This window comes from Membranihabitans maritimus, assembly GCF_021729145.1.
In the GTDB taxonomy this organism is placed as follows: Bacteria; Bacteroidota; Bacteroidia; order Chitinophagales; family Saprospiraceae; genus Membranihabitans; species Membranihabitans maritimus.
In genome coordinates this window covers 84289-96843 of the sequence record NZ_JAJSLW010000016.1, presented here as the reverse complement: position 1 = coordinate 96843, position 12555 = coordinate 84289, and the positions used below count along the sequence as shown (strand labels likewise).

Annotated in this window: 11 protein-coding genes; 8 read left to right on the top strand and 3 right to left on the bottom strand. The window is 36.5% G+C overall.

The features are described 5' to 3' along the window. Nucleotides 1–6 precede the first annotated feature (6 nt). The 4 genes from LVD47_RS17585 (at nt 7) to LVD47_RS17570 (ending at nt 2659) form a co-directional block, all read left to right on the top strand. Entirely contained in the window at nt 7–498 is a 492-nt protein-coding gene (locus tag LVD47_RS17585; protein ID WP_236979270.1) for a SixA phosphatase family protein, read from the top strand. A gap of 57 nt (nt 499–555) precedes the next feature. Beyond that, nucleotides 556–825 carry a hypothetical protein gene (locus tag LVD47_RS17580; protein ID WP_236979269.1) on the top strand — a complete coding sequence of 90 codons (270 nt, stop codon included), beginning with the start codon at nt 556–558 and terminating at the stop codon, nt 823–825. 68 nt (nt 826–893) lie between these two features. Beyond that, a complete protein-coding gene (locus LVD47_RS17575; RefSeq protein WP_236979268.1) occupies nt 894–1586 on the top strand; it encodes a response regulator transcription factor in 693 nt (230 codons plus the stop codon). A gap of 2 nt (nt 1587–1588) precedes the next feature. Continuing rightward, a complete protein-coding gene (locus LVD47_RS17570; RefSeq protein WP_236979266.1) occupies nt 1589–2659 on the top strand; it encodes a sensor histidine kinase in 1071 nt (356 codons plus the stop codon). 11 nt (nt 2660–2670) lie between these two features. On the opposite strand, the gene LVD47_RS17565 is transcribed toward LVD47_RS17570, so the two are convergent. Next, nucleotides 2671–3123, bottom strand: a complete 453-nt coding sequence (locus LVD47_RS17565) for a DUF4348 domain-containing protein (protein ID WP_236979264.1) — start codon at nt 3121–3123, stop codon at nt 2671–2673. A gap of 8 nt (nt 3124–3131) precedes the next feature. Then, nucleotides 3132–3776 carry a 4'-phosphopantetheinyl transferase family protein gene (locus tag LVD47_RS17560; protein ID WP_236979262.1) on the bottom strand — a complete coding sequence of 215 codons (645 nt, stop codon included), beginning with the start codon at nt 3774–3776 and terminating at the stop codon, nt 3132–3134. 32 nt (nt 3777–3808) lie between these two features. Between LVD47_RS17560 and LVD47_RS17555 the strand changes: the two genes are divergently transcribed. Together LVD47_RS17555 and LVD47_RS17550 are read left to right on the top strand one after the other, a co-directional pair. After that, a complete protein-coding gene (locus LVD47_RS17555) occupies nt 3809–4699 on the top strand; it encodes a WD40 repeat domain-containing protein (protein WP_236979260.1) in 891 nt (296 codons plus the stop codon). Between the two features lie 337 nt (nt 4700–5036). Next, on the top strand, nt 5037–5459 hold the full coding sequence (locus tag LVD47_RS17550) for a TonB-dependent receptor (protein WP_236979258.1): 423 nt from the start codon (nt 5037–5039) through the stop codon (nt 5457–5459). Here the strand turns inward: LVD47_RS17550 and LVD47_RS17545 are convergent. After that, nucleotides 5430–6347 carry an IS982 family transposase gene (locus tag LVD47_RS17545; RefSeq protein WP_236979256.1) on the bottom strand — a complete coding sequence of 306 codons (918 nt, stop codon included), beginning with the start codon at nt 6345–6347 and terminating at the stop codon, nt 5430–5432. The two genes, LVD47_RS17550 and LVD47_RS17545, sit on opposite strands and share 30 nt — an antisense overlap. A 730-nt stretch (nt 6348–7077) precedes the next feature. Here LVD47_RS17545 and LVD47_RS24130 point away from each other — a divergent pair. Together LVD47_RS24130 and LVD47_RS17535 are read left to right on the top strand one after the other, a co-directional pair. After that, nucleotides 7078–11154, top strand: coding sequence for an ATP-binding protein (locus tag LVD47_RS24130; protein WP_236979254.1), 4077 nt, complete (start codon nt 7078–7080; stop codon nt 11152–11154). Between the two features lie 472 nt (nt 11155–11626). Continuing rightward, nucleotides 11627–12457: a hypothetical protein gene (locus tag LVD47_RS17535; RefSeq protein ID WP_236979251.1), complete on the top strand. Its 831-nt coding sequence runs from the start codon at nt 11627–11629 to the stop codon at nt 12455–12457. The last annotated feature ends 98 nt before the right edge of the window (nt 12458–12555 follow it).

Below are 12555 nucleotides of genomic sequence, written 5' to 3'. Positions count from 1 at the left end.
CAGAGAATGAAAACCTTTTATTTAATAAGGCACGCGAAATCGAAGCACGGTCTGGAATTTAATTCGGATTTTGAAAGAACCCTTGACCAAAGAGGGAAGGAAGAAGCCGTACTTGTAAGTTCTTTCCTGAAGGACAATGGTTTTACTTGTGAAGCATTTATTTCTTCATCTGCGAAAAGGGCTTTGGAGACGGAGCAATTATTTTATGAAACGCTGGATTATCAAATGGTAGAAAGGGAAAATACTGCTGATTTGTATTTACCGTCAGGAGAGAAAATATGGGAAGTGATTAACAGGCAGGACGATACATATTCCCAAATTGCTTTTTTTACTCACAACCCAGGGGTGGGTGAATTTCTCATGCTGCTTGATGAGTATAAAAAAACACCAACTTGTTTTTTTGGACAATTTGAATCAAAATGCAACCATTGGAAAGAAGTAGATGTTCGGAATACAAAATTGATTAACTTTATTACACCAAAAATATTATCCCAGTAGATGCGTGTCTTAATTATTTTTTTACTATTTCTTTCTTTTGGATGTAAAAATTATGTCGTGGATAGGTTTACCTATGACGAGCTGCTTGATGTTTTTGCAGATGCTCATACGTTGGGTATTGTGTACAACCGTCAAGTGGAAAAGGATGAAGATCTAAAGAATGAGTATTTTAAAATTTTAGAAACGAAATATGGTTTGAATCCATCGGAATTTCAGCAATTAGTAGATGAAGTCATACAAAACTCCAAACTTTATGAAAGTATTTACACAGATCTCAAAGATAAAATGGATGAATTAGAGCGAAAGCAAATGGAACTGGGAATATAGGTAACGTATTCTTAACCCTGATTTAACATTACAGCTATTACCTTTGCTAACATAAACATAGAATTAACATGAGTGATTACAAACCGAGTATTCTGGTAGTAGATGATGAGGAAGATATTTTGGAATTCGTTTCATACAATTTGAAAAAGGAAGATTTTCAGGTTTTTACGGCTTCAAATGGCAAGGATGCGCTAAAAACAGCGAATATTGAAAAGCCTGATCTAATCATTTTGGACATAATGATGCCCGAAATGGATGGTGTAGAGGTATGTAAACAAATACGGCAGGATGAAAGATTCAATGATACGATAGTTGCTTTTTTGACAGCCAGGGATGAGGATTATATCCATACTTCTTCCCTCGATATCGGTGGCGACGATTTTATTAACAAACCTATTAAGCCTTCTGTGCTGATCAGCCGTATCCATGCCTTACTCAGGCGATCAAATAAGTTCAAGGAACAAAGTGCAGCTCCGGTCCACATAAAATTAGGTGATCTTGAATTGGATGAGGAGACATTTATTGTTAAGAAATTGGGAGAGGAACTAGAGCTTCCCCGAAAAGAATTTCAAATTTTGGCTCTTTTAATGTCAAAACCGGGAAAGGTTTTTTCTCGTGAAGTAATTTTTCGTAAAATTTGGGGTGCCGATGTTATTGTCGGTAATAGAACCATAGATGTCCATATTCGCAAGTTACGGGAAAAAATTGGTGACCAATATATCAAAACCGTAAAGGGGATCGGTTATAAATTTGATTTTTAATAATGTTTAAAAATATTACGCCAAGGCAAATTGCCATATATACCGCACTGATAATATCATTAGTTGAATCAATCTTATTATTGGTAATTGTACAATTTTTCAATTTTGATTATCGCTGGATAAATTATTTGATATTATTTGGTGGTTCACTCTTGTTTTCTTACTTCATTATTTTATTAGTAGTTCAAAAGTTTATTTTTAGAAAAATCAAATTGATTTATAAAAATATAAGAGATTTTCGCGTGGGTAAAATTAAAAAAGGTATTGAACCGGAGATTGATGTTGACTCTAATGTCTTTGACCATGTTGAATTGGAGGTTAAAGAGTGGACTGCTCAAAAACAAAAAGAGATAGAGGACCTTAAAATGCTTGAAAATTATCGTCGTGAATATATAGGAAATGTAGCTCATGAATTGAAAACACCGGTATTTAATATTCAAGGGTATATTCATACTTTGTTGGATGGAGGGCTCCGGGATGATAATATTAATGAACTGTATTTGAGCAAAGCTGGTCAAAATGTAGAAAGACTTATAACAGTTATAGAGGATCTGGATGTTATTTCTAAATTGGAATCCGGAAAGATGATCCTGGAAATGCAAAATTTTGACATCAGGACTTTGGCATCTGAGGTTTTTGACGACCTGGAACTTAAGGCTAGAAATAAGAATATCAAATTAAATTTTAAAGATGGAGCTGCCATACCCTTTAATGTAACTGCTGATCGCGAATCCATTCGTACGGTGCTGAATAACCTGATAAGCAATTCTATAAAATATGGTAAAGAAGATGGTAAAACCAATGTAGGTTTTTATGATATGGATACCTATATACTTGTAGAAGTGTCAGATAATGGTATTGGGGTGGAACAAAAGCATCTAAGGCATTTATTTGACCGATTTTACAGGGTGGATAAAAGTAGGTCAAGAAAGGAAGGTGGTTCTGGCCTTGGATTGTCTATTGTCAAGCACATTTTGGAAGCGCATAATGAACCTATCAATGTGCGGTCAACCCCGGGAGTAGGTACCACGTTTGGTTTTACTTTGAGAAAATCTGGTACGAAGTCAATTTAGCGACGTTACATTTATTGTAATGGATTCATAGCAGAGTAATATATTAAAAACCACTCTCCGTTAAATCTTGCGAATCGCCTTTTAATGCCCATTCCTGATTTTTTTTCACGAATAGTTTCGGCTATGAGAGTAGAGTCAATTATGTTTCTGGTGACTTCATACAGATTTGCATCAAAATTGTCCAGGGAATGCCATTTCCAGTCTTCCTTTTTCCATCTGAAAGACACCCCATTAATAGTACTTGTATCAATTGTAGGTTGTCCCTGAAGGGGAAAAGTAATGTGGGATAATTGGTAGTTGGTATCAGTATGAAAATTAATATAGAATTCCTGAAAGTCTTCAGGAGCTTTATTGGAAGTAATAATATGTTCCCGATTGTCAGATTTATTCTCACTGGGTGAGCACCCTACAACAAGAATTATACCTGCTAAGAGGTATAGGTACGTTTTTACCTTTTTATTCATTTCCGGAATTAAGTTTCTTTTGTCCAAACGAATACAAATTGTGGATGGTATAAATAATGGCCGAAATAGGTTATTTTTTCAACTTGCTGAGAACCGATTTGCCCGGAAATTTCACCTCGGTAATCAACGGACTTTATCGGGTCAATTAGTATATCTCTTTTCCAATCGATATTCCTTTTGCCCCAGGTTTTGAAGGCACTTTCCTTTATTCCCCAGATTAAGTGCATTTTAGCTAATTCTTTATCTCCCTGGACCCATTCCAATTGATTGTCAGTGAGGAATTTAGACGCTATTCTTTTTATTTTGGGTTTAAATCTTTCTATATCGCAACCTACTCTGTTTTTGGACAAAACGACGGCTGTATAATTTTCAGTATGGGATATGCCACAGAAGATTTTTTCTTTGGGCAGATAGGGACATCCGTATTCATCTTTGGTCAAGTCTTTAACCCTCAAGCCAGAAGGAAGGCCGAGCTGAAGTAAATATCGTGAGGCTAACCATTCCGATTTTCTTTTGGGACGCATATCTTCCCAGTTCCTTTTCTCTCTGAATTGTGGTAATAACTTCTCTATGAAAAAGAGGTCATTTTCCAAAATATGCCAGATCAGTATTTTGGTATCGCGGTCAAACTGTTCTACATTTATAATCGGCAAATAATTAGCTTTTAAATTTGAATAATAACTCAATGAATATCCAAAATACAAAAATACTTGAGGGGCATAAAAGTTCTATTTATAAATTAGTTTATGAACCCAACTCCGGGATATTATATTCAGTAGGTGGGGAGGGGTGGATCGTGGAATGGAATCCGTTTGAAAATGGTGACGGCCAGCTTTTGGCCAAAGTTCCTGACCAGATTTTTTCTTTTTTTGTTTCGGACCATTACTTTTTGGTCGGGACCTTTCAGGGGAATTTCTATGTAATTGACAAGAATACAAAGGATGTTGTGTTCAAAGAAAAGGCCCATTCATCCGGAATATTTAGTCTTTTTTCAACCCAGCAGTATATTTATTCCCTTGGCGGTGATGGTAAAATTATCCGGTGGAGATTGTCTGATTTTGTCAAAGATGAGATTGTCCATTTGACGGCAAAGCCCATTAGGTGCCATGACATTAATAAAAACACCCTTGATTTGGCCGTAGGAAGTTCTGATGGCAATGTTTACATCGTTGATTTTCATTCATTGTATGTTAAACGAATTATTGAGAACGCACACGATCGCTCGATATTTAGCCTTTTGTATTGCGATGATAAGCTATTGACCGGGGGGATGGATGCCAAGTTGAAAATATGGAGCCCGCAGAACCAATATACACTGGAAGAAAGTATTGATGCTCATTGGTTTACAATAAATGATATATTGCTGACAAACAATTGGATGTTTACCGCTAGCCGTGATAAATCCATTAGGTGTTGGAGCAGAAAGGATTTTAGTCCTATTTCTACCATTAAGTGGGGGGAATTGGAAAATGCTCATATGAACTCAGTAAATTCTTTGGCCTGGTCAAGTGAACACAATACCCTTATTTCCGCTGGGGATGACCGGACCATAAGACTTTGGAATATATTGAGTTGAAATTTGTGATTCTTTTAATTTATTTTATAAGCCTGAATCAGAATTACAAATCTATTGTAGGTAGTAATAGTCATTATTTTATCGAATCATGGGGGATCTCAACACATTTACCATTCACTAATTCAATTGTATTGATACATTTTTATGCTATTTGGTGAAAGATGTAAGTCTTTGATAGTTAAGATTTTGTGTGTGAAGTGCTTAAAGCAATGAATAAATATTTACATTTTTGTTTGACAATAATCAAATACTTCCATTTAAGGAATACCAGGTGACAGCATTAATGAAGGGGCCTTATTTTATTTGTGATATTAATTCACAATAAAATGTATCAATCATGAAAGCTTTATTTATTAGTTTCACTTTACTTGGTATTATTGGTGCTTGTCACCCTTCATTAACCAGGGATGGATACCCGCAGGTATCCAAGAATTATAATAAATATACCAACCTCGCTGAAGCGCTTCGGTTTCACCCTTCTTTGACAGTGAAAGGTACGGGGACAAAAGCAGATGTTAATCTTACACGCTTTAGAAATTTCCCGGAATATAGTCCCTTATATGTCATAGATGGTCTTCCAGTTGGTAATGATTATTTCCAGGCTAATGAGCGGGTGGATATGAATGCCGTTATATCTATCCGAATCATGAATAGGCCCCATGAATTAATTAAATATGGTAGTCGGGGAAAGTACGGTGTTATTATTATCGTAACGTCAGTTCGACGGGAATTAGAACTGAATGAGGAGTTGTTGAGCTGAATGCGAAGAATTTTTGTAAGATTTTCGTCTCAATTTTGGTTTTTGCGGTTTAAAGAAATAGGCCCCAATAGCTGAGAGGAAATTGTTGATGAAATTGACAGGACTCCGATGTCGGGTGTGATGAATTTGGTAAATATTTTTGAGCTGGTCAATAACTGTTTCTACGATAGATCGTTGTTTGAGGAGCCATTTATCTTGTATATTCATCAGTTTGTTTTTCATATTTTTTCTGATCTTGGAAATAAAGCGTACCCCCAGATTCATAAAATAAGCCATTTTTTCTGCATTGATCAGATACCCTTTATCTCCGAAGATACGCCCAAAGATCGTCCGGCATAAGGGTTTTAGTACAGACTCGTGATTATCCGATATATTGCCTGTAGTAATCAGAAAATCAATGATTTCGCACTGAGAATTGATGATAATATGTCCTTTGAATCCATAGAAAAACCCCATAGAAGTGTGTCCTCTCTGGGCTATGTTTTTAAAAACACGATGTTGCCCAATTCGTTTATTATGACAAACGGCTAGAGGAAAAGAATCAATAAAAGAAGAAATCCCATCACAGCTCTGGCAACAACAGATTTTGGTGAATAGGATATGGTGATAAACACTCATAGCTTGTAATTCAACAAAACGATTGTACGAGGGTAAATCAGGAAATTCTCTGGTCAAATACTGCTGGGCAAAATCAATGTAAAACCTCTTTAAATTACGGAAGCCGGAATGTTGAAAACAAATCAGCAAGCAAATAACTTCACTAGGACAAAGTGAATAAGCAGAATAATTGACATGAAATTGAGCCTCTTTCGCTACCAGTTGGTCAATTTCAAGGCAAAAATCATCAACGATACAATAAATTTCAGTAATTTCATCAGGTGTGAGCATCTTTTTTATATTTGGTTTGCTTACTTTAATATACGAAATATTGCTCACACATTTCTATATATCAAATACATAAATATTAATTATTTTAAATATTTATCACCCCAAAATCTCATCGAGTTCACGTTATCGTAACAAAAAAGTAATGAAGGATCTGTTGGTAGTATACCGTTTCCGGTCTACAATAGTTTAATGTATTGTTGGCAAGGGCATAAAACTTTAATTTTTAATCGCGGTAGTTGTAATTACTAAGTAATCTGGGTTCTATGAATTATTAGGATTCAGAGCACTAGAGAAAAGGCAGGCTCGACTAAAAGGGGCGAATACATAGGGAACTATTTAGAGTTCCTTTTAGGAGGAAGATCGCTGATTTCAAGTGATAAGTCCAAAATGCAAATTCTCAAGCTTGGACCGAGAAGACGAATCTACAGCATTCCCTTCCTTCCCTTTATCACGATATAGCTTCAGAAAACTTCCTTGAATATTCCCTTTCCGCTACCTTCGATCCTATAATTATTCGTCTAGCTCAGGTTAAGTAAGGAATCATCCTTTTAAGGGGAAAAAGGAATGGATCCGGTCAGAAATAGGAAGCAGAAATCTATTGGCACTTACCTTGGTGGTGCCAAACCCATTTGTGAAAGTATGGATAGAGGGAAATATTTATATAAGTTTGGATTTATAGTTTCAAAATAAATAATTGTTTTTTAACAATTATTATTATATTTATTAGCCTGTGAAAATCTTTAATTTTAAGATAGTATTCTTTATATGGTTGGTAAATATAGTTATTACCATGGGGGGACTGGTGGCACAGGAAGCGAAGGAAGAAATTCCACATACAAGAAAAGAGGAAAGGGGAATTCCCTTTATAGAACACTATTTGCCGAGTAAATACAATGCTTATGACCAAAACTGGACCTCTTTGCGAGATTCTTTGGGTATTATGTATTTTGGAAATGCCGATGGGGTCTTGGTATATGATGGTATTCGCTGGGATTTGATTTCTTTACCCAACCAGGGAGCTGTTTTTTCATTGGATTCTGATTCTAAAGGTAGGGTTTTTGTCGGGGCAGCGGAAGAATTAGGGTATTTAGAGTCGGATTCTGCAGGTAAAGTTACCTACCATTCTTTGCTTTCGGACCTGGAACGAGTAGGTGGTGGATTTTCACTTATAAGGGATGTTTTTGTAGTGGGACCCGGTGTTTTCTTTTGTAGCCCAGAAGGCATATTTCATTGGAATGGAAATGAGTTTGATATTTGGGAAGATAAACAAAGTGTCTTTTTGCGTTCTTTTCTAGTCAACGGTCATCTGATGACAGCTACGGTATCCGATGGTATCTGGCGGTTAACCGAAAAGGGATTCAAATCACTGACTGATTCGGATTTTTTTAAAGATAAAGAAGTTGTTTCGATTCTTCCCTATGATAATAAAAGGATATTGATAGGGACCTATGAAGAAGGCCTTTTCCTTTGGGATGGGAATTTAATTCAGCCTTTTAGGACTGAATTGGATGAATTTTTGCAGTCAAATGGACTGAACAGAGGAATTTTGCTTAGTGATTCAACCTATGCTTTGGGAACCCTTCAGGGAGGTATTGCTTTTCTTGATAAATCTGGAAGACAAAAATTAATCTTGAACGGGGAAGATCATTTGGAATTTCCGAGAATATTTGATCTTTACCAGGACCATTCGGATATTTTATGGGCTGCGATGAATGGTGGGATTGCCAAAATTGAATATCCTTCTCCCTATTCCGTTTTTAATAAGGATCAAAATCTTCAGGGAACGGTAGATGCTATTAAACGGTTTGATGGAAAACTGTATGTTGGTACTACCAGAGGACTATTTGTTTTAAATTCTGATATCGGTACGGGAAGTTCTCATTTTGAGTTGATCAAAGGGATGGATCATTGGGTTTCAAAATTGCTGGAATTTGGTGATCAATTATTAATTGGGACAGAAGAAGGTATTTTTCAATTAAAGAATACGGTCATTTCCGTTGTATCCGATGAGTTGAAAGTATATTCAATGACTCGCTCTAAGTTGGATTCCAATCGGATTTTTGTTGGGCATACAACAGGTGTAAATGCAATTTATTATCAAGATGGAAAATGGATTGATGAAGGTAGTATTCCGGGTTTGTCGGGTAATTATTACAAGATAATTGAGACTTTGAATGGTGATTTGTGGATTGAGACGAATGTAAACCATATATATAAAGTTGTTTTTAATAGTATAGAGGAAGCTAAAGGTCTTAAAGAACCTACTGTCCTGACGTATGGCACCGAGGATGGTTTGCCTGATGATTTAGGGTACTTATATTATTTTGATGATCAATTGCGGTTCTCAAGCGTATTATATAGTGACAAAATTTTTCGATATGATAGTTTCTCTGATTCATTTGTATTAGATACCGGAATCAATGAATTATTGGGGGAATCGAATAAAGAGGTTGAGATCAAATATCTTGATCAACAAGGGAATATATGGGTGGCTTTGAAAATGAATGGAGAAATAACTTCCAGAAAGGTTGCCTGGAAAAAGGGCAGAGGTAAATATCAAATGGAAGATCTAAAAGAAGCAAGAATTTTGCATGTATCGGATGTAAGAATCCTATATGAAAATATTGATCACGTAGTTTGGTATGGAGGGAAAGATGGATTAATTCAACATGATTTGGCCATTAAGGAAAATCGGGATACCGTCTTTAATGCTTTAATTCGTAATGTAATCTGGAATGGAGATTCCATCCTGTTTTCAGGACTAAGTTCTCACGGTTTTCATTACCCTAATCCATTACCTATTAAACAAAACAGTTTTCGCTTTCAATTTTCTGGTCCCCATTTTCGAATGGAAAATTCTAACCAGTTTAAATACTTTTTAGAGGGGTATGATACGGATTGGTCTGATTGGTCTTTTGAGTCTCAAAAGGATTATACCAATTTACCTGAAGGGGAATTTACTTTTCGTGTCCTTGCAAAAAATATTTTTGGACAAACCAGCAGGGAAGATCAATTTTCATTTGTTATTTTACCTCTATGGTATCGGACATGGTGGGCATATTCAATAGCTTTTTTGTTGATTGTTTTTTTGGTCTCATGGATAATTAGGTGGCGATCCTACCAATTAAAGAATAAGAACCTGGCTTTAGAAGCAATAGTAAAAAAGCGGACATTAGAAATCTCTCAACAAAAGCGGATACTGGAAACCCAAACCAAAAAATTACGTGATCAAACAAGTGAATTGAAAGAATTGGATCGAATGAAAAACCATTTCTTTGCTAATATAACACATGAATTTCGGACACCTCTTACCGTAATTTTGGGAATGGCAGATGATTTACAGGAAAAAGCATCTTCAGAAGCTTCAATACAAACTAATGAATCCCTGAATATGATCCGTAGGAATGGAGAGAACTTATTGAAGCTCGTTAATGAAATGCTTGATCTGGCTAAACTTGAAAATGGAAATCTCCAATTAAAGCCCGTCCAGGTTGATGTAATAGCTTTGATTAAGTATTTATGTGAGGGGTTTCAGACTTTAGCAAAGGATTCAATGCTGACATTAACCGTATACCAGGAAGTAGATCAATTGTTAATGGATGTTGATCCTGAGAAATTGTCCACTATAATATCTAATTTATTATCAAATGCTATTAAATTCACCTCCCCGGGTGGAAAGATCATATTACATTTGAATGTGAATAAAAAGGAAGGGAAAAAAGATCTATTTGTAATTAAAGTGAAGGATACTGGCATTGGGATGGATAAAAACGTGGTTTCGCACATTTTTGATCGTTTTTACCAGGAAGATACTTCTGCAGTAAGGAGAGGTGAAGGAACAGGAATAGGTCTTGCCTTAACCAAAGAACTGGTCAATTTGATGAAGGGATCCATTAGTGTAAAAAGCACGTTGGGAACAGGCAGTGAATTTGTTGTTACATTACCTGTTTTACATGATTATCCTTTGGGAGCACCGGGCACTGTATCTCCCGGAATCCAGGTTTCCAATGAAAATAACGATTCGAAGACATACGATATTAAGGAAGAGCTTGCAAATGATGAAAACAGTGTTTTGGTAATAGAAGATAATATGGATGTTTCACAATATTTAAATATTTGCCTGAAAGGAAAATATGAGATGCTACATGCTTCAGATGGCGTGGCGGGATTGGAAATGGCGTTTGGAAGAATGCCTGATATAATAATTTGTGATGTAATGATGCCTAAAATGGATGGTTATGAGGTATGTAAAACCCTAAAAGGGGATGATCGGACCAATCATATACCTATAATTCTGCTTACGGCAAAGGCGAGTACAGAAGACCGGTTGACGGGATTGATGTACGGTGCAGATGCTTACCTGGTAAAACCATTTGTGAAAGCCGAGTTATTTACAAGACTGGACCAATTAGTGCTCCAACGACAAAAAATGATCCGAAAATTTGAAAGTGATGACTTTTCCCGTTTACTCAGGCATAAAGCTCCGGACCCGGGAACTCAGTTTTTACAAAATGCCTTAAAAGCTATTCACAATGCAATGGCTAGTGAAAATTTCGGATCTGCCCAACTGGCTCGTGAACTTCATCTTAGTGAATCTCAACTATACCGAAAGCTCAAGGCACTTTCCGGGAAATCCGTAGCTTTATTTATTCGTTTTGTTCGACTGCAAAAGGCCCGCGAAGAAATTTTAACCACCAATAAACAAATTTCTGAGATTGCTTATGATGTGGGATTTAGTGATCCGTCCTGGTTTAGCCGGGCTTTTAGAGAAGAGTTTGGGTATACCCCAAGTGATTTGCGCAAATAATGAATTAGTAGTTAGAGCCTGGCGGGGCGGATATCTTTTTACCATAAGATCTAAAGACCAATGGAAATCATTTTTTAAAAGGTGGCCATTTATGGCAAATCAATAAAAGCTGAGTTGTCATGGAATACTACTCCCAGTGATACATCATGAATTCCAGTTTCCGATTCCTGGTTTTTGGATAATACCCCGATTTACCTCCGGATTCAAAAAACAATAACTGGAAAACATAATGGTGTGTGTATTAAATTGATATACAGTGTTTTGAGTGGTTTGTTTTGGTTTGCTATGCAAGAATATTACAAGTATTCGAAGGCTGTATCGCCTCAGTACCATTATTTGAAAGAATGGTCATAATGTAGGAATGGCAATTAGTTTAGATTTGGAATTGCGAGTCGGGATGATTTCCGAACAATTATACGGGACAGGAATAACTACATCAGTCAATTAATTCTTTAATTTAAAACTAATAATTATGGCAAATTCAGCAACATTCAGAATTCGACGTGTTAAATGTATTGATGAGATGGGTGGAAAGTGGCGAGAAAAATTTGGAAATGACGAAATCAAAGCAGCTATTTTTTCTGCTGACTTAAGGGGAAGTACTGTCAATAGTGGACGTGTGGATATATATCCCGACTTTGATGATGGGGATGTTAAGACATTCAATCCGCCTAAAGAAGTGGTGACACTTGACCTTGCAGGGTATGAAGGAGAAGCGGAATTGGGGTTTTCAGTAATTTTAATTGAATCCCAAATCCGCAGAGGAGACGGACTCGAAAAAGCATGGCAAAAGTTTGTAGATTATTACGAGGAAGCATTGAAAAAGGAGTTGAGTCAAAAATTGAGTATCAATCCCGATCAGGCCCGTTCTTTAGCGACTCCGAAATATTTAAGTCCTATTCCACAGTTAACAGGCATGAATGCAGGACGCTTTTCACTTAACCCTGCATCGATACGTGGCAACTTACGTGTAACCGGATCCACAGAAAGTATTGCTGCATCTGATACGGAAACTTCGGGTGAAAATTCGGACGGATCTGGTATTAATTTGCAGAAACTTGGAGACGCCTTTGGAAGTGCTTTAATCACAGCTGTAGCATTAATTGCTGTGAGATTTGCAGGTAGTGCCATTAATGCATTAATCGGTTGGGCCCAGGACAAGTTTTTTCCACCACAACCCATTAATGTGAAATTTGATGCATCGACATCACCGGGGAATGTCCCTGATGGCGCTTCCGGTGTCGTGGAATTTCGAGGCCATGGTGGCCATTATGAAATGGAATGGGATTTATTACTTCGTTAGAAATTGATTTCCGCAACTTAAATTCTATGGAACTGATCGAAGATGGGATGCCAATAAGTAATTGGTGTCCCAATCTTTTTATAGGTATATAACAAATA